This window comes from Patescibacteria group bacterium, from assembly GCA_041661505.1.
GTDB lineage: Bacteria > Patescibacteriota > Patescibacteriia > Patescibacteriales > JBAZCA01 > JBAZCA01.
The window spans coordinates 26,878-50,512 of the sequence record JBAZUF010000004.1; the positions used below are offsets into that span (position 1 = coordinate 26,878).

Below are 23,635 nucleotides of genomic sequence, written 5' to 3' on the forward strand. Positions count from 1 at the left end.
GATAAGTCTGCCTAGAATTGAGAAAGTTATGAACCTTTTTGTAATTTCGACACAGCCTGGGATGGCCAGTGAAATACACACCACTCTGCAAAAGGATTTTCCCGATGGAGTGGTTGTGATGGGTCAGGATCGGCTGACCCTGGATACTAGTTTAAAACCTGACAGGCAAGTCGAGCTGTCAATCAGAAGCGGAATAAGAAGCATGAAAGGCGTGGTGGCAATATGCCAAGTTCCGCGGCGTCCGCCTGTGAGATTCCGCAATCCTTTTCGCGTTCAATGCGGAAGCAATTGCGGAGAATGCGAGAGAGATCTCTGCTAAATAGCATGCACGTCGGGCGAGGGAAGCAAAGCACGCGCTTTCCCCGCCCGCCCAGAACTTTCCGCTAAAAAAACCGCCCGACTTTGATGGGGCGATTTTTGTTTTAATGCAAGTTCGGCGCTTTATGCATATTAGGATGGGCCTGGCAGAAGAATTATTTATAGGCTTTATAGCGCAGGTAATGGTCAAGGATTACCAAGGCGGCCATAGCCTCGACGATGGGAACCGCCCGGGGAACGATGCAGGGGTCGTGCCGGCCGGCGGCCTTTAAAGTGATGGATTTATTTTGGCGGTTGAGCGTTTCTTGGGCTTTGGCTATTGTTGAAGTCGGCTTAAAGGCCACCCGGAAATAAATATTTTCGCCGTTTGATATTCCGCCCAAGGTTCCGCCGGAGAAATTGGTGCGGGTTTTGACTTGGCCTTTTTCCGCGTAAAACGAGTCGTTGTGTTCGCTCCCGCGCATTTCCACGGCGCAAAAGCCTGACCCGATTTCAAAACCTTTGGCGGCATTGATCCCGAGCATAGCCTTGGCCAGATCGGCCGGCAATTTATCAAATACCGGACTGCCTAAGCCGACCGGGGCATTCTTAATTACCGCCGATACGCTTCCGCCGATTGAGTCGCCTTCCGCTTTAACGGCTTCGATAAGGGCAATCATTTTTTTCGCCGCTGTTTCATCCGGGCATCTTACCGGATTGGCTTCGATTTTTTTTAAGCTTACTTTGGAATAATCAACTTCGGATTTTACGCTTCCTACCTGATCGACAAAGCCTATAATTTCAACGCAAAATTTTTCCTTTAAATATTTTTTGGCGATGGCTCCGGCCGCCACCTGGGCTAATGTCGTCCTGGCCGACGCCCGGCCGCCGCCGCGCCATTCGCGGTTTCCGTATTTGGCCGAATAAGTAAAATCCGCGTGCCCCGGGCGGTAAACTTCTTTTAAGTTTTCGTAGTCTTCCGAACGGGCATCGCTATTCTTAACCAGTAAAAGAATCGGAGCGCCGGTGGTCTTGCCGCCGGTAACGCCCGATAAAATTTGGATTTTATCTTCTTCTTTCCTTTGGGTGGTAATTTTACTTTGCCCGGGCTTTCTCCGGTCAAGCTCTTTTTGGATGTAAGCTTCAGTTATTTCCAATCCGGCCGGACAGCCGTCAATTATGGCGCCTACGCCTGCTCCGTGCGATTCGCCGAAAGTAGTAATAGTAAATAATTTTCCAAAAGTATTCATAGTTTTTCTCGATTGGATATTAATATGTTATTTAATGATGCCCATTTTCCGGTAAACATTTTTCAATTCTTTAACCGTAAGCTGGCCCGGCGCGGTAGTTTTTCCGATAGAAGCGAAAGTGAGGAATCCGCCCCAAAGCGGCGATAAGAGCCGTGTAATTTTTCCTTTTTCGCCCATGCCCAAAACTATCATTTCTTGATTTTTCTTCCGGCTGGCTAGCAGTTCAAAAAGTTTTTGATTGTCTTTTTCATTATTAACCATGGTAACAATTTTCATTATATTAGCTTTGCTAACTCCCATCTTTTTCACAACATCCTTAAGCTTCGGCAAGGCCGGGGTTTTTTTAAAGTCGTGGTAGGAGCAGATTATCTTGGAACCATTCGGCCCGCCCGGAATTTTAATTTTTGAAATGGCCGGCAATTCTATGTCAACGAAATCAAAACCGGATTTTAAAGCTGTGTTTAATATGGCGAGCCTTTCTTTTTCCGCGCCCGGAAATTTACCGCCTTCGCTTTTTTTCCGGCAGGTAAAAATGGAACTTTTTTTAACCGCTCTTTTGATGGCGGAGATATGTTCCGGCTTTAAATTTTTAATGTAATCCGCCCTTAACTCAACCCAATCAGCCTGCTTTTGGGCAATCCGCAGATTAGACAAGAACTCTTTTAAATTTTTTTCCGCAACCACCGCGCAAATTCTCATATTAATCTTGCCGATATTATTATTTTAAATTTTTAGACAATACTTTTCTCATGGCTCGAACCGGCGCTTTTTTCCCGGTGTAATATTCAAACTGGGCCGCGCCCTGGTATAAAAGCATTTCCAGCCCAGGAATAATTTTCGCTCCTTTCTTTTTCGCGTCTTTTAATAATCTGGTTATAGGAGGCGAATAAACCGCGTCAAAAACAATTTGTCCTTTATGTAAAAACTCGGCCGGGACCGGCGTTTTGTTAATCCGCGGCTTCATTCCGACCGGTGTCGCGTTAATAATAATGTCAAAATTATTAACCCGGTGAATTTCCGAAAAATCACAATAACTCGCCTTGAATTCTTTGGCAAGTTTTCCGGCCCTTTCCGCGTCCCGCCCGAATACGGTTAGCTTCGCCCCTTTTCTTGTTACGCCGTAAGCGATAGCCCGGGAAGCGCCGCCGGAACCCAGCAAAGCTACTTTTTTATTTTTCAGCCGGGTCATTTTTTCCAAAGGAATCACCGCTCCCTGCCAATCAGTATTATAGCCCGTCAACCGGCCTTTGTCATTCACTACCGTATTCACCGCTTTGATTTTTTTTGCTACCGGGTCGATTTTATCAAGGAATTTCATTACGGCTTCCTTGTGCGGCATGGTGCAGGTTAAGCCGCGGATGCCGGATATTCTAACCGCTTTTACCGCGTTTTTTACTTCGGGTTTTTTTATCCGGGCGGATAAAAAAATAAACCGATTGTCGATTTTAAGCGCCCGGTAGGCGGCGTTATGCATGGCGGGCGAAAGAGAATGGGCGATCGGGTCGCCGATTATCAGGCAGACTTTTTTCAAATCTTTTTCCAGGACGGCTATAATTTTCTCGCTAATCGCGTTAAGATCGGGGTTTTTTATACAGTCAATAACTTCATCCGCGTACAATGAATATAGCGGGCTTCGCAATTTAAAAAGTTTTCTGGCCGATTCCCGGTCCTTAAATAGCGGACGGGTTTTGTCGTTTTTCAGCCTTTTTTCGATATTTTTAAACCCATCTTTTAAATAGATGATTTTTCCGTTCTTTTTCAGATTGCGGATATTTTTTTCATTCATAACAATGCCTCCGCCCGTGGAAATTATTTTTTTATCAATATCCGACAATTCCTTTGCCACCCGGGCTTCCAGCGGCCGGAAAGTTTTTTCCCCGCCTTTCTCAAAAATTTCATTGATGTTTTCTCTCCGGCTTTTTTTAACAATCAAATCATCCATTTCAACCGCCTGAAATCCCAGCCTTTTAGCCAGGATTTTTGACAGGCTGGTTTTTCCCGAACCCATAAAACCGATTAAGACGATGTTCATATAATAAGGTTAAGCACTTTACTCTATCAGGCTAATTTAATTCCCGCGCTTTTAATTATATTCCAGAATTCAGGGAATGATTTTGACACGACTTCGGGATTTTTAATAACCATGCCCGGGATTTTCGCGCCGGCTATGGCAAAGGACATTGCCATGCGGTGATCGTTGTAGGTGCTGATTTTCGCGCCGCGAGGATTTCCGCCCTGGATGGTTATCGAATCATGGCTGATAGCGGAGCGGATGCCCATTTTTTTGAGTTCGGTTTTTAACGCGCTTAACCGATCGGTTTCTTTGTGGCGCAGGGTGGACAAGCCGGTAATTTTAGTAGATCCTTTTGAAAAAGCCGCTACAACCGCTAGCGTCTGGGCCGTATCAGGCATATCTTCCATGTTAACCTTAATTCCTTTTAGAGTTGCCGGCCCCTTAACTTCAATCCAGTTTTCTTTTTTATTTTTTATGACTTTGGCGCCCATGCGTTTTAGTAAATCGGGAAATTTAGCGTCGCCCTGCGATGAGTTAGGCGGAATATTTTTTACTTTGATTCGGCTGCCGGTAATGGAAGCCAATGCCCAGAAATAACTGGCACCCGACGCGTCGCCCTCAATCCGGTATTGGCCGGGACTATAGCGCGCGACCGGGCTTACCGAGTATCTTTTATAGTTATTATTTTTTACAAAAACTCCATGCTCTTTCAGGCTCTCCAGAGTCATGTCGATAAAAGATTTGGAGACCTGTTTGCCTAAAACTTTTATATTTAATCCCCGTTTTAATGCCGGCGCGATTAAGAGAAGGGAAGTGAAAAACTGGCTGGATACTTTGCCGGGCATTTTTACCTCTCCTCCGGTGATTTTACCCCCGATAATTTTTATGGGCGGACAATTTTTTTCTGCCAGGTATTTTATTTCCGCTCCAAGCGACCCCAAAGCTTTTACTAAATCGCCGATCGGCCGCTTTCTCATGCGGCGAGAACCGTCTAATGTTATTTCTCCGGGTGTGAGGACGGAAAGGGCGGCAAGGAACCGGAAAGTAGTTCCGGCTGGACCGACATTAATGCGGCCGTTAAATGGTTTAAAGCGGCCGCCATTTCCTACAATTTTAGTTTTGTCCCCAACTTTAGTTATCCGGATTCCTAGTTTTTTTAAGGCGTTAATCATCACCCGGGTGTCGTCTGAAAGGGAAACGCCCCGTAAAATCGTCCGGCCGTCCGTAAGCGCGGCCATAACCAAAGCCCGGTTAGAAAAACTTTTGGAACCGGGCATTATAATTGATTTATTGATTAATTTTTTCAAGGGTTGGATTTTGTATGGCCGCATTTTACAATGTAATAGCTGTATTATAATGGCCTGCAGTGAAGTATTGCTGTACCCGCGCCATGCTTATTGAGATTAACTTATGTAGCCTTTTTTTACCAATAGTTCGGCGTTTAAAATTCCTCCTCCGGCGGCGCCGCGAACCGTGTTATGGCTTATAGCGGCGAATTTATAATCAAAAATTTTGCATTTTCGGAGGCGTCCGATGGTTACGGCCATGCCTTTCTCCGCGTCCCGGTCTTTTCTCGGCTGGGGCCGGTTGTCTTCCCGGCGGTAGATGATTGGCCGCAAAGGCGCGAAAGGGAGTTCTAATTCCTGCGGAAGGGCTCTGAATTTTTGCCAGATTTTTATTATTTCTTCACGCTTGGGCTTCTTGCCGTTAAACTTAAAACTGACGCAGGCCAGATGTCCGTCCGCTACCGGCACTCGGTTGCAATGGGCGGAAATTTTCAAAAAGTTGGTATTGGCGAATTTTCCTTTTTTAATGGAGCCTAATATTTTCAAAGGCTCTTCTTCGGTTTTATCTTCCTCGCCCGCTATAAAGGGAACGACATTGCCGATCATGTCTAGTGACGGGACGCCCGGATAACCGGCGCCGGAAACAGCCTGCAGGGTGGCAATAAAGATTTTTTCTATGCGGTAGCCCGCCTGAATTATTGCGAAAATCGGAGTAATATAGCTTTGCAAACTGCAATTGGGCTTGGTAACGATAAACCCTTTTTTCCAGCCCCGGTTTATTTTCTGGACCGGAATTATTTCAAGATGCCGGTGATTTATTTCCGGGATGAGCATCGGAACGTCTTCGGTCCAGCGGTTGGCCGAGGCGTTCGATACGACCGGAATTCCGGCGGCCGCGTATTTCTCCTCCATTTTTTTAATAAGATTTTTATCCGGCAGTTCAAAGGCCGAGAAAACAAAATCACAGCGCTTTTTTGCCGCCTTGATATTGGCAACATCCGCGACAATCAAGGATTTTACGTTTTCAGGGATCGGGACAGGCATTTGCCAGCGGCCTGCCACCGATCTTTCATAGCTAACGCCGGCGGAATTAGCCGAAGCCGCGACGTGAGTTACCGTAAACCAGGGGTGGTTGCGAAGCAGTTTTATGTAATTTTGGCCTACCATGCCGGTAGCCCCGAGAATCCCGACTTTGAATTTTTTCATAAACGAAATAACCGAGCCCCGCCAGCTCGCTGGCAGGACAGGCAAAGGGCATAAAAATGCCTTAATATTTTATTTTATGAATTCTTTGTGCAGGGCCCGGACCATTTTTTCCATTTCTTCGGTTTTTACGACCGCTTCCAGCCGGACGCAATTTTTGTAAGGAAAAGCGCCGAGCTCGGTATAGGGGCAAAGACGGATCAGGATGTCATTAAAACGGTTTACGTCTTTCCAATCAAGATTGCCGATTAAGATCACCATGTTAACCGGCGATACTTCCAGTTTTTTTACTTGCTTTTTTAGCTCGGCAATCATCTCTTCAAAGCCGTTGCCGTTATTTTCCGCCACTAAAATGAGCTTGTCCCGGGTGTTTCTGGTTATGTCCAAATTTACTTTATGGCTGGTCAAAATCCGCGTTACATTGGCCAGGTAGCCGTAATTATTCATCCGGTCATCGGTAATAATTAAGAGGGATAAGTTTTTTTTGAAGCTGACGATTTTCGCGCCCTTAACGCTTTTAATATAGGGCCCGACTTGGGTTTTTTTAGCCGGGTCGATAATCGCCGCCACCTCGGCCGGAGTCTTAAACATTTTTACGTATTGGATGGCCTTGTCATGGATAACCTTGCCGGATTCGGCCGCTTCAGCATAGCTTATGAATGGAACGGTTATCGCGTCTTTGGCGATTTTTGGATCAGCGGATAAAACTCCCTCCACGTCTTTCCATAAAATAATTTTTTCCGCTTTTAAGGCCGCCCCGAGGAAGCAGGCGGTCGTATCGGTTCCGCCCCGGCCTAAAGTAGTTGTATTGCCCTCCAAAGTTTCTCCGCAAAATCCAGGGATAACCGGAATTTCTTTGATTTTCAAAATTGTTTTTCGGGCGGATTTGGCCGAAAGATCATAATTGATGTTGGCATTTTTAAAACAATCGTCGGTGATGATGGGGATTTCTTCGGCAAACACCGCCCGGGCGGAAAACCCCCGCGACTTAAGATAATAGGAAAAGCAGACGCTCGCCAGCTTTTCGCCATAAGCCGTAATTTTATCGTCAAAAATTGGCAAGAATCCGAAGCGGAGAAGGGTGACGAGATCATTTTCGAGCTCACCGAAAACCCGATCCAGGGGCGCTTTGGCGTTTTTTCTCCAGTCCCGGGAAACGCAAACTTCTTCCAAAAGCTTCATGTGCTTTTCGTTCAAGCTATTGACGAAAGGTTTTATCAGGCTGTCGATATATTTTTCGCTCGCTCCGCCCAGTCTTTGATTCCTTCTTATTTTTTCTTTGATATGCCCAAGAAATAAAATAATCTCGTCAGTTACTCCTTTTAGCGCTGAAACCACTACAATCGGCCGGTAGCCGGCTTTTAGCTGTTCGGAAATCCTTTTTTCGGTATAGGGGATAAGTTTTTTTATCATTATCCCTCCGCCGAATTTATTGACGATGATTTTAGTCCCGGATTTTGGCATAATTTATTTTTCCAAAAATTATTATTGGCGCGATTTAATCTTATTTTTCGGTTATGGTTTCTTTGATTTTTTGGCCAAAGTGGCGGCCCATCTCTTCTTCCTGGATAAAAGCCAAAACCCGGTCGCCCGGCTTTAGCTTGGTTACGGAAACAGGACTGCCGTCATTTTTTGTAAGGCGGATAGTCTCGGCATTTTGCATAACTAAAGAAAGCTCCCGGCCGCCCGCAATACCGCGGACAATGAGCATCGGCCGCCGCTCGATTTTCACCCGGCCGACAATCACTTCCTCGGTATTGCCTTTTTGGTCAACTACCAAAGCCTTGAGGCCGCTTTTTAATTCTCCCAAATACTTGGTCTTATCGCCGGGCATCCGGATATAGGCATGGGTGCCGCCGGCGTTAACCCGAAAGGGGCGGGGGTCGCAATAAGGAGTCTCCACATTTTCATTATATACTAAAAACATAGCTTTGGAAGAGTCCCCCACTAGCATGCCCTGGCCGGGGGATAAGGTGGAAGCAGTATCAACTACTACCCGGTCGCCCAGGCCCAGCTGTTCAATGCTTATGATTTCCGCCTCGCAAAGCTCTAGTTTTTCATTTTGGATTTCTTTTATCAGTTTGGCTGTTTTTTTTATTTCATTTAAATCGCCGGTTTCCAAAAGAATTCCGTCAGAACCGATTTCCAAAGTTAGAAAAGCCAGTTTAGCCTCATTATAATTTCTGACGTGCTGGATTAAATTGGAAGTTTTGGAAATTAAATTTTCCAGAGGGATGATAGTCCAGTCAAAATTTCTTATGATGACCGGAATCTTTCCCTTATAGGCCACCACCCGGTTTTCGCATTCCTTGTTCTCTATCTTCACTTCATCGGCATTTTCTCCGATGATGAAATCAGCCGGAGCTTTGGTAGAAATAATTTTTGCCCGGGAAAGTTCCCTGGTTTTTTCTATATCTTTTTCCGCGACATAAATCGCTTCAAATCCCGACTCGATCGCGGCGGTAATTAATTTTTTATCCCAGTTTGGCGGCTGGTACCAGAATTTTTTTTGCATATGCGAGGCGCCATTAATTATGGCTTAATAAGGCAATCATGGAGCCTGGTTATCTTTTTAAGTTTACCTCAATTTTAGAAGCATTGTAAACCGCGTCTTTAATTTTTTCAAGCATGCCCGAAACGTCCTCGGACTGGAAGACATTTCTTCCGACCGAGACTCCGGCCGCGCCGACCCGGACGCAATCCCGGATTGAGGAAAGCATTATTTCTTCCGAACCCTTGGCTCCGCCGGCGATTACTACCGGAATCGGACAGCCTTCGACCACCTCGCGAAAACTTTCCGCGTCGCCGGTAAAAGGGACTTTGACGATGTCGGCGCCAAGCTCGGCCGCTACCCGGGCGGCATGCTTAACCCGGGCGGTATCCCGGTAATGGACAATCTTTCCGTCAATCATGGTCCGCGGATACATCATGGCGAGTAAAGGCAGGCCTTCTTCCTGGCATTCTCTTGCCACGGTTCCCAAATCTTTTAACATTTCCCCTTCGTGCTCGTTTCCTAAATTAAGATGGATGGAAACGCCCTGGGCGCCCAGTTCTTTAACTTCGCGGGCGGTAGCAATTAAAACTTTTCGAAGCGAGCCGGAAAGGCCGGTGGAAGCCGAAATATGAATAAAGACCGGCAAATCGCCGATAACATCCTTGTATAATTTATAAATCCCTTTGTGGATAACAATGGCATCGGCTCCGCCGGCCTTAACCTTTTTGATTATTTCATCCATCTTGATGAGGCCGGGAATAGGCCCGTCGGTAACGCCATGATCCATCGGAACAATAACTGTCCGCTTGGAAATGGGGTTGATAATTTTTGACAATAGCTCACGCTTGGTGTTAGTCATAGTATTGGCTGAAAGGGATTTACGCGTTTCGCGCGAGACCCCTAAATTTAAAAAAACCGGCTGTCTTTCAAGGCCGGGTTATATTCTTAAGTAATTTATTAGTCTTTAATTTATTCTGCAAAAAGCCGGCCTTTTAATAAGGTTAAAATAGAAATAAAAGTAGCTAAACCAGATTTGGCCGAATTTCATAAAATATTGGTGATTTTTGTATATCCTAAATAATACACATTTTCAAAAGACGTGTCAAGAGCAGTAAAAATTGGTTAAAATTCGCTAATAAAAAACACCTCCTGACTTTGACGAGCCAGGAGGGTGGAGAAATCCGGGGCACCATCTCTCCGGAGTCAGTTAATTGGTGATTAGCCGTCGGACCACCTCGGTTCCGATTCCCTCTTTGGTAAAGAACTCTAAAAGGACGGAATGAGGCAAGCGGCCGTCAATCAAATGCACCCTTGCCGACGCCGGAGTTTATCGCCTCCACGGCACTCTCGATTTTTGGGCGCATGCCTCCGGTGATTACGCCTTCCTGGATTAAGCCTTCCACCTCGTCAGTCCACAGGGTGCTTATTACCGAATCTTCATCATTTTCATCTCCAGGAACGCGCAGAAGGCCAGGAACGTCGGAGATAAATACGAGCTTCGCGGCCTTAAGGGTTTTTGCTACAAAGAACGCCACTTCATCGGCATTCATGTTGCAGAACTGGCCACACTCGAAATATCCGAGAGGGGTGATTATAGGGATAATATTCAGTCCCAGCATCTGTTCAATTTGATTAATATCCGCGCGTATCGGCTCGCCCACCAATCCTAAGTCTGCGGGCATTCCCGATTCGTCAAGCATTTTTTTCTTTACTGCCGTAAAAGTATCCTCACCGTACAACTGCCAGGCTCGGCCGCCGCGTTCGTAGATTTTGCTGACCAATCTGCGATTAATCTTTTTCAGCACTTCCTGCACTACGTCCAGAGTGGGCTGGTCAGTGTAACGCAGACCGTTTACTTTCCTGGTTACTATCCCTCTCTCTTCCGAAAGCTTGTTGATTTCCGGTCCGCCCCCGTGTACGAGAATGGGTTTTATACCCAGTATCTGCAAGACTGCAAGATCTGAAAGCAGGTCGTCCTCATGTTCAGGATCTTCAATTACACTGCCGCCTGACTTGAATACCATAATTTGGTTTTTAAAAGCCTTGGCATAGGAAAGCGTTCCCAGCACTACTTGAATTTTTTCCAACCCTTCTTTAATGCGCGCGTTCATGATTTTCTCCCTTTTCTTGTTTTTTAGGATTTAGGATTAGTTAAGTGTATTTTAGCCGCAGAAGGAAAGAGATTGGGCGCGAATCGGGCAAACTCCTTTCTGCTGCGGCAAATCACAAAAGATTATTAAAGAGCAGTAATGTTTAAAGCCAACAGTAATTTATATAACAAAAAATACGTATTGCAAAGGTTTTACGGCATTTGCCCGTAAAAACCGCGGGGGTTGAAAATTTGGGAAAATAAAGGTAAGATTGGATTAGCCTGGCTTCTTGCAGGCGAGTTAAATATAACTTATTTATATGAGCGCCAAAATAATTATCGGGGTTTCAGGAAACAAGGGAAGTTTTACCGAAGAGGCCGCCAAGCACTACTGCACCGAAGAAAAGATTCAAAATTATGAGCTTGCCTATCTCACTTCCGTAGAAAATGTTTTGCGCGATCTGGGTAAAGGAAAAATCGATAAAGGCGTTTTTCCGATCGAAAACTCGACCGGAGGAGTTGTTATTGAGGCGGTGGAAGCTATGGCCCGCTATATATTTGCCATCGAAAAAATGTTCGAAATTGAGATAAAGATGAATCTGCTTATGAAAAAAGGAATAAAGCCGGAAGATATAAAATCAATTACTTCGCACCAGCAGGCGCTGCGTCAATGCCGGATGTATTTAAAAAGAAAATATCCCAAAGCCGAACTCTGCGAATATCCGGATACGGCGACGGCCGCCAAGGATTTAGCCGACGGAGTATTGCCGGAAACTACCGCCGTAATCGCCCCGAAAATCTGCGCCGAATTGTATGATTTAGAATTGGCCGAAGAGGGCATCCAGGATTTAAAATTTAATTTTACGTCTTTTATCGTAGCCGCGAACGAGCATGCCTATTAAAAAAACAGTTTCCATAATCGGGTTCGGACGCTTCGGCCAGTTAACCGCAAGCGTCTTTTCGAAACGGGCGGAAGTTTTAATATATGAAAGCCGCGTTAAAAATGACCATAAACTCAAAGCGAAAAAAATCGGGGCAAAAATCGTAAATTTAAAATTAGCGGCGAGCGCGGATTTGATAATTTTAGCAGTTCCTATTTCTGCGGCCGAAAAAGTGATTAAACAAATCGCTCCGTATGTCCGCCCCGGATCTTTAATTGTCGACACCTGTTCAGTAAAAGCATACCCTTGCGGCTGGCTAAAAAAATATTTGCCGAAAAGCGTAGAAATCATGGGTACCCATCCGCAATTCGGCCCGGTTACGACCAAGTTTAATTTTGAAAAACAATCCTATAAGTTAAAAGGCCTGCAAATCGTTTTATGTCCGATAAGAATCGGCGGCGCGCGCCTTGGGGCGGTGAAAAATTTTTTAACCGGCTTGGAACTGAAAGTTATCATAACCACCCCGGAAGACCATGACCGCCAAAACGCTTATACTCTCGGCCTCGTCCATTTTGTCGGGCGGGCTTTGCTCGGCGCCGGCGCCCGCGAACAGGAAATATATACTCCCGGCTATACGGACTTGCTTTCCATCCTGCCGCATACCACTTCCGATAACTGGCAATTGTTTTACGACATGCACAATTATAATCCATACGCCGAATCAGTGCGCCTTAAATTTATGGGAGCCTGCGAATCAATGGACGAGCGGATTAGAAAAGCTAATGTAAAAGACGAACTGGGTTTCCGGCGGGAGGCGATTAATAAAATCGACTGCCGGGTTTTTAAATTATTAAAAGACCGTTTCCGGCAAGTTAGGGCGATAGGAAAAATTAAGGGTAAAAAAGGCTTGCCAATCCAGGACAAAAAAAGGGAAGAAGATATAATAAAAGATAAAGTGAAAAAATTCAAGATGGACAAGAATTTTGTTGAAGGGATTTACCATTCAATATTTAAAGAAGCTTACCGGAAACAGAAATAAAATTTTGATTTATGAAAGAAAAACCATCGGCCTATGACGACGCCGAGATAATTTCCGTCTCTGACCAGAATTTAGAAATACATAATCGGGCTTTTCTAGACTTAAACCTCAAGGAAATTATCCCGCCTAATGCCGTCGTCGTAAATATGGGAAGCGGAGTGGAAAAGCTCTTCGAAAAAGAATTATTGAAAGAGCGGCCGGACATTAACTTCGTTTCGGTAGATTTCTCTTTGGGGCTGGAAGACTATACGAAAGGCGAAGCAGAGAAAGAATCTAAAAATAATCAGTGGACGGTTATATCTCCTACCAGTCCCCACGACAAAACCGCGATATACGCGAAGAAGCCTTTGGGCCAGGAATTCTTAGATGATATCGAGGAAGAAAAGCTAAGCGAGCTTACCGAGAGCGAAAAAAGGAGGCACTGGAAAAAAAGATACCAGTCGTTAAAAGAGGTTCCTGGTTCAGTCGCCATGAAAGCGCCAAAATTGGCATTGGCCGACAATTCCGCGGATACAGTTGTTGATTTCATGGGCGCCTATCAATACCTTAAAGACGACCAGGCGAGAAAAGAATATTTGGAAGAAATCCGCCGGATATTAAAGCCAGGCGGCGCGTTATATATTTACGCGGACAGCCTCTTTCCGGAGACTCTTGCCGCCCAGATCGAGGGATTGCAAGTTGACGAAGAAAGGGTCAGGAGCGGTAAGCGGGTGTTAAAAATATCAAAAGCTTAGCCAATCGAGGCGTGAAAGAAATCCCGGTTAAGATTATTATCCGCGCATTTATTGACAAGTTCTAGCCTATCCGGTAATATATAAACATGAGAAAATTTACCGTTTCCACAATTACCATGAAGATGACCGGCATTATTATGACCGGGAATTTAATGTGGACGGTAAAGCTATAAAGTCAAGTTAGCGAATTGAAATAAGCAGCCGTCCACACCCGGACGGCATTTTTAATATTTTTTCCGGCTGATTGCTGCTTTAAATATTTCGCAGGCATTATTTTATTTTTCAGCTATTATTTATTGGAAAACAGAGTTATGTCTTACTGCGAAAAATATCAGACACAAGGAGGTTAGCATGGAAGAGAATGACGGAATTGTTTGTTTTTGCCGCGTATGCGGTAAAAAAATGGTAGTTGAGTCAAGGGGCGGCAATCTTGACGCCGCCGCCCTAAAAAACATGCTTTCCTGCTCCGATGCTTGTCGCGAGCGGGAACGCGAGCAATTAATCTCCGCCCCCAAGAGCATTGTTTTTCAGGGGATATAAAAGGAGATATTATGTTCCTTCAAAAGTCCTCCGTTCCGCGGGAGAAAAAAAAGGTAACCGTTCTAAACTGCGGAATTTGCGGAAAGGAAGTCAAGCTGGTGGTCGCGAGAGACTATCCAGAAGACCTGATCCGCAAAATGGCGTCCCCGGTTTGCAAGGAATGCAAAATAGAACTGGGGATAGGATAGGGGAGAAAGACAAAGAAGTTTGTCTTTCTCCCCTCCTCAATTTAATTTTTATCTTTAAAGATAAGGCTTGGGTTGAGGAGGATTCTAAATACTAAAGTAGTCAGTGATCTTTTTATAAACGAGGGGGAGAAAAAAATGAGGCTTATGTGGCGGGCAGTAATAGGCAGGTGTTCGACTCCGGATTGCGGGCTGGATTATGAGCTAGTACCCACGAGCTGGAAAGAAAGAGGGAAAGCAAAGAGAGGGGAATTGCCTTGCCCTGACTGTAAGTGTTACGAAGCAGTCGTTCTGGCCATTGGTAATTGTATTTCCCAAGGCGGTAGGGCAATAACTAAGGCCGGGGAGATTGTATCAACAACTCTATTGGTGCCGTGCAAGAATTGTTTAAGAGACTTTCTTTACACGGCCTCCAGCGAGGAAGATGCATTAAGAGCTAAACACGGGGCTGAAATTTGTGTCTTATGCCAGCAATTAGAAAGGGGAAAAAATGGCAAAACCTGCATGGGGTGATCTCTATCTGAAGCCAGGTGAGGAATATCCAATCGGTCCTCAACCCGGTGATCTCCTGATAAACCAAGGACCTGTAATTAAAGGTGTTTGTTCGAAATGCCGCCGTTGGTTTGAGGAGTCGGTGGAAAATTTCGAGATCGTGATGAAGACGAGGAGATGCTTTACCTGCCGCGGCAGCGACTGGGGGAGTATTACTTCCCGGCTCATTTTGCACCAAGAGGTGTTGTCTGATGGTTATGTATCAGAAACACCACTTGAAGATCTTTGGGCGCTGGAGAAACCCCCAACCTCCGTACCGGCAGGAGTTAAAGATTTGGCCGATATCGGGTTCTGGCAAGATTAAAACAGTCAGGATTAGGGGGCATCCGACCTATCCGATCGGAGGAGATCAAGGACTGTCTTAAAGAGGCCCTTAAAAAGGGTCAAGGCGCAACACTAAGCGCGTCAGAAGGGGGAGAAAAAAATTTCTCCCCCTGCTCCACTTCAAAAAAATCATTTGACATAAAATATAAAGCGCATAAATTAATTAACTTTTTAATATGCCAAAAGGAGTAAAGATTTACGATACAACCTTGCGCGACGGGACCCAGGCGGAGAATTTCAGCCTGACGGTTTCCGATAAAATAAAGATCGCCTTAAAGCTTGATGATTTAGGCCTGCATTATATTGAAGGCGGCTGGCCGGGTTCTAACCCTAAGGACGCGGCTTTTTTTAATGAAATAAAAAAGCACGAATTGAAAAACGCGGTTATTGTTGCTTTTGGCTCGACTCATCATCCGGCGGTTTTAGCCGAAGATGACTTGAACCTGAAAGCCTTGGCCGATTCCGGCGCGAAAGCCGTAACAATTTTTGGCAAAGCCTGGACCGTGCAGGTAAAAGAAGCTTTGAATATCCCGCTGGAAAAAAATTTGGAAATAATTTTAGAAAGCTTAAGAATTTTGAGGCCGCGGGTTAAAGAGCTTTTTTTTGACGCCGAGCATTTTTTTGACGGTTATAAGGCGGATTCGGAATATGCTTTGGCGGTTTTATCTAGGGCCTTAGAAGGCGGGGCTGATTGTTTGGTGTTATGCGATACTAACGGCGGAAGCATGCCAAGCGATATCCGGCAAATTATCACTAAAGTCAAAGAAAGGTTTCCTGCGGCGGAATTAGGCATCCATGCCCATAACGATTCCGAGCTGGCGGTAGCCAACACCATGACGGCGGTTAAGCTCGGAGCAGTCCAGGTTCAGGGAACGATTAACGGGATTGGCGAACGCTGCGGAAACGCGAATTTATGCTCAATAATTCCCAATCTGATTTTAAAAAAGGGTGTTATGTGCCTGCCGAAAGAAAATTTAAAAAAATTATCGGCCGCGAGCCGCTTTGTCAGCGAATTGGCGAATTTAAATCCTAACCGCTATCAGCCGTATGTCGGACAAAGCGCTTTTGCCCATAAGGGCGGAGTGCACATTAACGCCGCCTTGAAAAATCCGATGACTTATGAGCATATTGATCCGGCTTTGGTCGGGAACATCCGGCGCATTTTAGTTTCCGATCTTTCCGGCCGCTCGGCTATAGCGAAAAAATTGGAAGACTTTGGCATTAATTTATCCAAGACTGATCCGGCGGCCTTGAAAATTTTAAATGAAGTAAAGGAATTGGAAAACCACGGCTATCAGTTTGAAGCGGCCGAAGCCAGTTTTGAGCTTTTGGCCAGCCGCCTGCTTGGGAAAAACAAAAATTATTTCCAGTTGGTTGATTACCGGGTGACTGACTGCAAGGCCGGAGAAGGGGAGGCGCCGTCCATCGAGGCAACAGTAAGGATTAAAGTAAAAGATCGCGAAGAGCATAGCACGGCCAAAGGCGTCGGCCCGGTTGATGCCCTAAACAATGCTTTAAGAAAGTCTTTGGAAAAAATTTATCCCCAGCTAAACGGCATGAAGCTTACGGATTATAAGGTCCGGGTATTGCCGACGAATGACGGTACGGCGGCCCGGGTAAGGGTATTAATTGAATCCTGCGACGATAAAGACTACTGGGGCACGGTCGGGGTATCAGTTGATATATTAGAGGCAAGCTGGATGGCTTTAGTCGATAGTTTTAATTACAAATTGTATAAAGAAGAAAAATAAGAATTTTTTAATATTTTATGCTTCAGGCTGGAAAATTTGACACGGATTTTAGGATAAGCTATGTTTAAATAAGAAGAATAATTTATTATTATGGCTGATAATAATATAATCAACGACCAAAATAAGCCGGCTGATAAAGAACCGACTCTTTATGATGTTTTAGACGCCATAAATGTTTTTGCGACAAAAACTGATGAGCGGCTTGAGAATATAGAATCAACCATGGTGACTAAAGATTTTTTGGAAAAACGGTTGACTCCGATAGAATTAACCATGGTAACTAAAGATTTCTTGGAAAAACGGTTAGCGCCCATTGAGGCCAATATGGTAACCCGGGATTATCTTGATGATAAGCTTGGCGATTTAAAAGGCGATTTGATTGTAACCATGAGAAAAGAAGACGCCAAATTAAGAATTTTGATAGAGATTCTTCGAGGGAAAAGCGTTATATCCGAAGACGAAGAAAAACGGATTTTATCCATGGAACCGTTTCCTAAGCTATATGTTAGCTAAGGTTAAAGTAAATATTTTATATTGACATTTGGTAGGCTCTTCGCTACAATGGAATCAATATGAATTTAAACCAAGTCAAAATTGGATCCCCCATTTCCGGCGGTTGTGGCGGTAGTGGCTCATGCATTGAGCAATTTTGAGGATGGTTTAAAAAGAAGAACATGCATAGGTTAGCAACAAAGCTAAAATAAGACACAAGCCATCCTCAAAGGGATGGCTTTAGCGTTTTAGGGGTATAATGCAGTGAACGCTCTTTTTGAAAATTTGGGAGGAATAGCCATGAATCAATTTGATTTTACGGAAGTCGTTGCCGAGGGCGCGGAAAGCGGGAATCAAAACGGTCTAATCCGCGGACTCTGCATAAGAGGAGAACATCGCGGAGAGATCATGTGTTTCAGCTTTCCTCAGCCTGTGCAGGGCAAGTTTTTTTGGACCGTAGAACGAAGTGGCGAGAAGATTTTGTCCTCGGAAAAATGGGAGATTATCCGGAAGGGAGGTGATGAAATGAAAGACTGTTGTCGTGAGACGACGGACAGTGCGGGTAAAAATAAACATGTTGCTTGCCTGCACTGCGGGGAGAGATGGGAAAAATTCGGCGATAAATGGCGTAAAGAGATACCCCCGGCAAATTTTAAGCTGGAGGGTGAAATTTACGTCTACGAAGACCACCCCGCCGTACCATCCTGATCCGCGTACCGGAGGTGTTTTCTAGAAGGACAAGCTTTGCCTTCAGGGAACGCCTCCGGTTCCTAATTCCTTATTTAGAATCAGATTTATATACCAGAATGCTTTACAATAATATCCTAGACACAATCGGCAATACGCCGATGGTAAAAATTAATAATTTGTTCAATAAAGAAGGCGTTAATATTTACGCTAAAATTGAAGGCGTTAATCCGGGCGGAAGCATTAAAGACCGGATTGCCCTAAAAATGATCGAGCAGGGAGAAAAGGAAGGGAAGTTAAAAAAAGGAAAAACGATTATTGAGGCGACTTCGGGAAATACCGGAATCGCCCTGGCCATGATTGGAAGTTTAAAAGGCTACGCGGTGGAAATTGTAATGAGTTCGGCTGTTTCGCCGGAACGGGTAAAAATGATAAAGGCTTTTGGCGCTAGTATAATTTTAACCGGCTCGAACAAAGGGACGGACGGGGCTATAATGAAAGTAAAGGAAATGGTAGCCGGCTGCCCGGAAAAATATTTTAATCCGAACCAATTCTCGAATGAATATAATAAAATCGCCCATTATGAGACAACCGGTAAAGAAATTTGGAAAGATATGGGCGGTAAAATCGACTATTTTGCCGCCGCTATCGGTACTTCGGGAACACTGATGGGAGTCGGCGCTTATTTAAAAAAAATGAATCCGAATATCAAGGTGGTTTCGGCCGAACCTGTTTTAGGGCATTATATCCAGGGATTAAAGAATATGCAGGAGGCGATTGTTCCCGAAATTTATAATCGCGAAAAGCTGGATGATGTTATAATGATTAATACAGAGAAAGCATTTGAAATTTCAAGGGAAATCGTAAAAAAAGAAGGGATATTTGTCGGCATGTCTTCGGGAGCGGCTATGCTCGCGGCGCTGGAAATCGCCAAAAAAATTGATAAAGGGAATATTGTTACGATTTTTCCGGACCGGGGAGAAAAATATTTAAGCACAAAGTTGTTTGAGTAATTTTATATTTTCGATCTTTCAAAAGTCCAGTGGATAGGAAAGCGGAAAGTAGAAAAATTTTAGTTTTCGGTTTCCTGTTCAATGTATTTCCAACGAAAGGAGGTTAGAGGATGTCCCAAAAAAACGAAAGGAGCGTTATTATCGGAACTTGTTCTATATGCGGATTCCCGATAATTGAAGGCGACAAGCCTGACAAACACTCAAACCCGACTACTTGCCGAATAAATATTCTTTCGGAGCGTCGACGGGATGTTGAGAAATTGTCATGCAAGGGGCAGAAATAAAAAAATTTCAAACAGGACGGCATAGGAAGCCGCCGAGGAGGGAGTATGTCAATCGCCGGGTACAGGGTGATTAAGGAGGGCCAGCCTAAGGGAGAGGTAGACAATACCCCTAAAGAGGGAACCTCCCTGGAGGACGTGGACGCGAAAGAGCCCTCTGATGACGACAACAATGAGGACTGGAGCTAACCGCAGTTAGTTCTCGCAACCCGAGAGACGCTATTCTGGCAAACTCAATTCTGCCATGGAGCGTCTCTCGGGCTCCAATTTCCGCCAATCATCTTCCATGTATCAACTTTGATAATATAATTTACAAATTTAAAGATAACATATGGCGGCCAAAGTATTGCTTTTGGAAGGGATTAAAGAGGAAGCAAAATCTTATTTTGAGGAAAGGGGTTATAAGGTGGAGCTCGTAAAAGGCACTTTAGCGAAAGAGGAATTAAAAGAGAAAATTAAAGATGTTGAAGTGCTCGGCATCCGCTCAAAAACCGAAATTGACGAGGAAGTGCTTGCCGCGGCCAAGAATCTAAAAGTGATCGGCGGCTACGTCATCGGCTTAAATAAAGTTAACCTTCCGGCCTGCACTAATGCCGGAGTAACGGTTTTTAACGCTCCCCATTCTTCAACCCGAAGCGTAGCCGAATTGGCAATTGGCCTCATAATCTCGCTTTTTAGAAAATTAGGCGACCGGAATCGGGAAATGCACGCCGGCGAATGGAAAAAAAGCGCCAAAGGATCTTTTGAAGTCCGGGGCAAGACTCTTGGGATTGTCGGCTACGGCAATATCGGCGTCCAGGTTTCGGTTTTGGCCGAAGCTTTCGGGATGAAAGTTGTTTTTTTTGATCCCTATGACAAACTGCCGATGGGGAACGCGGAAAAGATGGGGACGCTGGAAGAGCTTTTAGGCGCCGCCGACATTGTAGCTTTGCACGCCCCATCGCCAAATCTAATGAACAAGGAAAAAATCGGCTTAATGAAAAAGGGAAGCTATTTAATTAATTTAAGCCGGGGGAATGTGGTTGACTTAACTGTTTTAGCTCTATATTTAAAATCCGGGCATCTGGCCGGAGCGGCGATTGACGTTTACACAAGCGAGCCGAAAACTAACGATGAAAAATTCGTTTGCGAACTGCAGGACCTGCCAAACGTTATTTTAACTCCGCATATCGGCGCTTCAACCGAAGAGGCGCAGATGGATATCGCGCTATCGACTAGCGAAAAGGTTTATAGGTTTTTAACTGAAGGCCGGACAATCGGATCGGTTAATCCGCCAAAAGCTTAGCCTGTTTTACCGCCTTAAGGCTTGTTAATTTATAAAAATAAAATATGTATTTGACTTTTAACGTCGGACCATCGGCCATCTCGGAAGAAGTAAAAAAGGACGTCTGCGAAGCCGCCGACAATAATCTTCTTTCCCTTTCCCACCGCCACAAAGATTTTCTAGCGATTTTTCGCTCGGCCCGCGAAAACTTGTATGAATTTTTAGATATTCCAAGAAACTATTCGATATATTTCGTCTCTTCGGCTACCGAATGCATGGAAATACTCGGCCGGAATCTAGTCGACAAAAAAAGCCAGCATTTTATTTTTGGATCTTTTTCCAAGCGCTTCGCCAGCACTTTGAAAAAAATCGGCAAGGAGACTGTCGTTCGGGAAGTGGAGCCTGGAAACGGTTTTAACTATGCTATTGAAGAGATAACGGATAAAGAAGTTGAACTGGCGGCCCTTACTTATACCGAAACTCCGGCCGGCGTAAGCCTGGCTGAAGGCGAGCTCAAAACTTTCAGAAATAAATACCCGGATATTTTAATCGCCGTTGATATAGTATCGGCGGCCGGGGCGCATAAAATTAATTTTAGCCTGGCCGACGCCTGGTTTTTTTCGGTGCAAAAAGGATTTGGGCTGCCGGCCGGTTTGGGCGTTTTAATTATCAATGAAAAAGCTAAAGCCAAAGCGCTAAAGATGGACGCTGAAGGAAAAGACGTAGGCGCGGTCCATTCGATTGCCAATTTGGAAAAATACGGCGTAAAAGATCAGACTTTTGAAACGCCTAATGTTCTTGGATTGTATTTGTTGTCAAAACAAGCCGGACGGTTTAAGGACAAGGGAATGAATGAAATTGAGAAAGAAACCCGCCAAAAGGCCGAATACCTGTATAGCTGGGCCCGGGAAAAGGGGATGGAAGTTTTAGCCCGGGAAGAAAAATACAAGGCTTTGACGGTTTTATGCATAAAACTTCCGGCCGGGGTTAGCGCGGAGGATTTCCATAGAAAATTAAACGCCCAAGGGATAATTTCCGGCAAAGGCTATAAGGAGATGAAGGAAACTCATTTCCGCTTAGCTAATTTTCCGACCCACACCTTAGAGGATTTTAAGCGGCTTACCAAGGCGATTGACGATATGAAAGAATAAATATTTTTTCCGCCTTCCGGGCATTAATCAATTATGTAAGCCATTTCTATCATGAAAGAAAAATTTTTGATTATCGATTTTGACAGCACTTTAGTCCAGATCGAATGCCTGGATGAATTGTTTTTTTTAACCCTGAAAGGGAATCCGGACAAGGTAAAAATTATGGGGGATTTTTCCGAAATTACCCGCCTTGGGATGGAAGGGAAGCTTTCTTTCGGGGAGTCGCTTGAAAAAAGGATGGCTCTGGTAAAGGCGGGAAAAAAAGAACTGGACGAATTCATAAAACTTTTGCACGGGCATATAACCGAGTCGTTTTGGAAAAACCGCGGATATTTAAAAGAGCATGCCAAAAATATTTATGTTTTTTCCGGCGGTTTTAAGGATTACGTAATTCCCATAGTTATTAAACTGGGGCTTTTGCCCGAGAACGTTTGCGCCAATAACTACATCTTTGACAAGGAGGGAAATATAATCGGTTTTGACAAGGAGAATTTTTTGGCCCAGACCGGCGGCAAATGGAAGCAGCTCAAAGCCTTGAACCTGTCCGGAGAAAAAATCGTTATCGGCGACGGCTGGACCGATTATGAAATCAAAGAAGCCGGGGCGGCGGATAAGTTCATCGCTTTTACTGAAAACGCGGCGCGGAAATCGGTAATCGAAAAAGCGGATTTTACCGCTGAAAATTTTGATAAAGTCATTGAAATTTTGGAAAAGAACTGATATAAAAACCGGCTGGCCATAAAGGCGTTCCTTAATTGAAATATTAATAAAGGCGTGCTAAAGTAAAAATACCCCGCAGTTTGCGGGGCAATAAAGCTTCACCAGCCGGCATAAATTTTGGATCAAATTGTATAATTTTGGCTAGCCGTTTTCCCGCCTCGTTCGCGAGTCGGGATAGGCTCAAAGGATTAAATCGCCTTTAGGATTGTTAAGCGGTGAATCGGCATTTTGTCCTGTTTACTGCGAGATGAATTCTTAGGCCCTCTGTCCCGTTTCGGGATAGCATCCATTAGAATAAGGCCAAAATTTAACCGGCCTGGCCCTGTCGCCAAATGCCATTTCTACTGCAATTTGAAAATTTTGGCTGCAAAGTCCAAAAAGCTCCTCCGCTTACTATTGTAAACATCGTCGCTTTTTGAACTTTTCGCTTCAAAATTTTCAAATTTCGCTACGAAAGCGTATTTGGCGACAGGACCATTGGTGGAGCTTTAGTGTTTTAAACGGGCTGTCGTATAGTGGCAGTACGCGTGCATGGGGTGCATGTAGCCGCGGTTCGATTCCGCGCAGCCCGACTGGCTATTTAGTTAAATAAAATTTATGACTTCAGAAAAAAAACATTTTACTTTGGAAGACGCCAAAAGGGTGGGCGGAAAAATCGGGGCCGATTTTGATAAGCTTGATCCGGAACAATTCCGGGCCGGCATGGACGTCGAGCTGGAACATGGATCAAGAGATGCCCAAACCAACGTTACCAACGACGACGAAATTATTACCGGAAAAATCGCTTTGGCGCACATGAAGGAATTTCCGGATTATTACGAGCGGCTGGAAAAGATGGAAAAGGAAGCGGAAGAATTTTGGGACAAAAAAGAAAGCGGCGGCTGTAGTTGTTGCTGCGGGCGCCATTAATCCGCCAGTTAAATCAGCTTTTGTCCGGCTGATCGGAAGCGAATTGACAAGCAAGAAAAAACATGTATAATATAGGAACTAGCGCTTGCTTATTGCAGGGCTGTTTTAATTTCAATATTTTTTTATGACAATCGCAGTAATAAAAACCGGCGGAAAACAGTATAAAGTAAAGCCGGGCCAGATTATAAAGATTGAAAAACTGGCCGGTGAAAAGGACTCAAAAGTTGATTTTGAAACCCTGATGGTCGCTTCCGAAGACGGGGCAACCCTAAACCTCGGCGGACCTTCGTTAGGCGCGAAAGTAGCCGGAAAAATTTTAGAGAACGGGAAATCAAAAAAAATAACGGTGGTAAAGTATAAAAATAAGATCCGGTATCTGCGGACCAAAGGCCATCGCCAGCAGTTTACTAAAGTTGAGATTACCAATATTGCCGCCTAATAACTTGAACTCAAAAAAAGACCCGCCCAGTGAGGCGGGT

General features: G+C 44.7%; 25 protein-coding genes and 1 tRNA gene. 17 read left to right on the forward strand and 9 right to left on the reverse strand.

Features of this window, described 5'->3' with window-relative positions; genetic code table 11:
- Positions 1–473 precede the first annotated feature (473 nt).
- From aroC to argB, 9 genes are all read right to left on the reverse strand, one after another.
- On the reverse strand, positions 474–1,547 hold the full coding sequence (gene aroC, locus WC715_04370; protein MFA6171654.1) for a chorismate synthase: 1,074 nt from the start codon (positions 1,545–1,547) through the stop codon (positions 474–476).
- A 27-nt stretch (positions 1,548–1,574) separates the two neighbouring features.
- Positions 1,575–2,246: a type I 3-dehydroquinate dehydratase gene (gene aroD / locus WC715_04375; GenBank protein MFA6171655.1), complete on the reverse strand. Its 672-nt coding sequence runs from the start codon at positions 2,244–2,246 to the stop codon at positions 1,575–1,577.
- Between the two features lie 19 nt (positions 2,247–2,265).
- A complete protein-coding gene (locus tag WC715_04380) occupies positions 2,266–3,579 on the reverse strand; it encodes a shikimate dehydrogenase (protein MFA6171656.1) in 1,314 nt (437 codons plus the stop codon).
- Between the two features lie 26 nt (positions 3,580–3,605).
- Complete coding sequence (gene aroA / locus WC715_04385; protein MFA6171657.1) at positions 3,606–4,892, reverse strand: 3-phosphoshikimate 1-carboxyvinyltransferase; 1,287 nt, start codon at positions 4,890–4,892, stop codon at positions 3,606–3,608.
- A 72-nt stretch (positions 4,893–4,964) separates the two neighbouring features.
- On the reverse strand, positions 4,965–6,053 hold the full coding sequence (asd, locus tag WC715_04390) for an aspartate-semialdehyde dehydrogenase (protein ID MFA6171658.1): 1,089 nt from the start codon (positions 6,051–6,053) through the stop codon (positions 4,965–4,967).
- Between the two features lie 69 nt (positions 6,054–6,122).
- Positions 6,123–7,514, reverse strand: coding sequence for an aspartate kinase (locus tag WC715_04395; protein MFA6171659.1), 1,392 nt, complete (start codon positions 7,512–7,514; stop codon positions 6,123–6,125).
- A 40-nt stretch (positions 7,515–7,554) separates the two neighbouring features.
- Entirely contained in the window at positions 7,555–8,565 is a 1,011-nt protein-coding gene (locus tag WC715_04400) for a 3-dehydroquinate synthase II (protein MFA6171660.1), read from the reverse strand.
- A gap of 49 nt (positions 8,566–8,614) precedes the next feature.
- A complete protein-coding gene (locus tag WC715_04405) occupies positions 8,615–9,403 on the reverse strand; it encodes a 2-amino-3,7-dideoxy-D-threo-hept-6-ulosonate synthase (GenBank protein MFA6171661.1) in 789 nt (262 codons plus the stop codon).
- A gap of 436 nt (positions 9,404–9,839) precedes the next feature.
- Positions 9,840–10,655: an acetylglutamate kinase gene (argB, locus tag WC715_04410; protein MFA6171662.1), complete on the reverse strand. Its 816-nt coding sequence runs from the start codon at positions 10,653–10,655 to the stop codon at positions 9,840–9,842.
- A 298-nt stretch (positions 10,656–10,953) separates the two neighbouring features.
- Here argB and WC715_04415 point away from each other — a divergent pair, with 298 nt between their 5' ends.
- From WC715_04415 to rplU, 17 genes are all read left to right on the forward strand, one after another.
- Positions 10,954–11,535: a prephenate dehydratase domain-containing protein gene (locus WC715_04415; GenBank protein MFA6171663.1), complete on the forward strand. Its 582-nt coding sequence runs from the start codon at positions 10,954–10,956 to the stop codon at positions 11,533–11,535.
- Positions 11,525–12,553, forward strand: coding sequence for a prephenate dehydrogenase/arogenate dehydrogenase family protein (locus WC715_04420; protein ID MFA6171664.1), 1,029 nt, complete (start codon positions 11,525–11,527; stop codon positions 12,551–12,553). The genes WC715_04415 and WC715_04420 overlap by 11 nt, the downstream gene beginning before the upstream one ends.
- Positions 12,554–12,564: 11 nt before the next feature.
- Complete coding sequence (locus WC715_04425; protein MFA6171665.1) at positions 12,565–13,287, forward strand: methyltransferase domain-containing protein; 723 nt, start codon at positions 12,565–12,567, stop codon at positions 13,285–13,287.
- Positions 13,288–13,638: 351 nt separating this feature from the next.
- Complete coding sequence (locus tag WC715_04430; GenBank protein ID MFA6171666.1) at positions 13,639–13,827, forward strand: hypothetical protein; 189 nt, start codon at positions 13,639–13,641, stop codon at positions 13,825–13,827.
- A gap of 11 nt (positions 13,828–13,838) precedes the next feature.
- Positions 13,839–14,015 (forward strand): hypothetical protein, encoded by a 177-nt coding sequence (locus WC715_04435; GenBank protein MFA6171667.1) that lies wholly within the window; start codon positions 13,839–13,841, stop codon positions 14,013–14,015.
- A 487-nt stretch (positions 14,016–14,502) separates the two neighbouring features.
- Positions 14,503–14,868, forward strand: a complete 366-nt coding sequence (locus tag WC715_04440; GenBank protein MFA6171668.1) for a hypothetical protein — start codon at positions 14,503–14,505, stop codon at positions 14,866–14,868.
- Positions 14,869–15,064: 196 nt separating this feature from the next.
- Positions 15,065–16,639: a citramalate synthase gene (gene cimA / locus WC715_04445; GenBank protein ID MFA6171669.1), complete on the forward strand. Its 1,575-nt coding sequence runs from the start codon at positions 15,065–15,067 to the stop codon at positions 16,637–16,639.
- A gap of 90 nt (positions 16,640–16,729) precedes the next feature.
- Positions 16,730–17,152, forward strand: coding sequence for a hypothetical protein (locus WC715_04450; GenBank protein ID MFA6171670.1), 423 nt, complete (start codon positions 16,730–16,732; stop codon positions 17,150–17,152).
- Positions 17,153–17,431: 279 nt separating this feature from the next.
- Positions 17,432–17,839 (forward strand): hypothetical protein, encoded by a 408-nt coding sequence (locus tag WC715_04455; GenBank protein MFA6171671.1) that lies wholly within the window; start codon positions 17,432–17,434, stop codon positions 17,837–17,839.
- Positions 17,840–17,937: 98 nt separating this feature from the next.
- The gene (locus WC715_04460; GenBank protein ID MFA6171672.1) at positions 17,938–18,831 is read left to right on the forward strand and encodes a cysteine synthase family protein; all 894 of its coding nucleotides are present in this window, start codon (positions 17,938–17,940) and stop codon (positions 18,829–18,831) included.
- Between the two features lie 329 nt (positions 18,832–19,160).
- The gene (locus WC715_04465) at positions 19,161–19,301 is read left to right on the forward strand and encodes a hypothetical protein (GenBank protein MFA6171673.1); all 141 of its coding nucleotides are present in this window, start codon (positions 19,161–19,163) and stop codon (positions 19,299–19,301) included.
- Between the two features lie 142 nt (positions 19,302–19,443).
- The gene (gene serA, locus WC715_04470; protein ID MFA6171674.1) at positions 19,444–20,397 is read left to right on the forward strand and encodes a phosphoglycerate dehydrogenase; all 954 of its coding nucleotides are present in this window, start codon (positions 19,444–19,446) and stop codon (positions 20,395–20,397) included.
- 44 nt (positions 20,398–20,441) lie between these two features.
- Positions 20,442–21,527 carry an aminotransferase class V-fold PLP-dependent enzyme gene (locus WC715_04475; GenBank protein MFA6171675.1) on the forward strand — a complete coding sequence of 362 codons (1,086 nt, stop codon included), beginning with the start codon at positions 20,442–20,444 and terminating at the stop codon, positions 21,525–21,527.
- Positions 21,528–21,578: 51 nt separating this feature from the next.
- A complete protein-coding gene (locus WC715_04480; protein ID MFA6171676.1) occupies positions 21,579–22,247 on the forward strand; it encodes a hypothetical protein in 669 nt (222 codons plus the stop codon).
- Between the two features lie 501 nt (positions 22,248–22,748).
- A tRNA-Pro gene (locus WC715_04485) sits at positions 22,749–22,819 on the forward strand.
- Between the two features lie 25 nt (positions 22,820–22,844).
- Complete coding sequence (locus WC715_04490) at positions 22,845–23,156, forward strand: DUF5661 family protein (protein MFA6171677.1); 312 nt, start codon at positions 22,845–22,847, stop codon at positions 23,154–23,156.
- A 124-nt stretch (positions 23,157–23,280) separates the two neighbouring features.
- On the forward strand, positions 23,281–23,595 hold the full coding sequence (gene rplU, locus WC715_04495) for a 50S ribosomal protein L21 (GenBank protein MFA6171678.1): 315 nt from the start codon (positions 23,281–23,283) through the stop codon (positions 23,593–23,595).
- Positions 23,596–23,635: the final 40 nt, after the last annotated feature.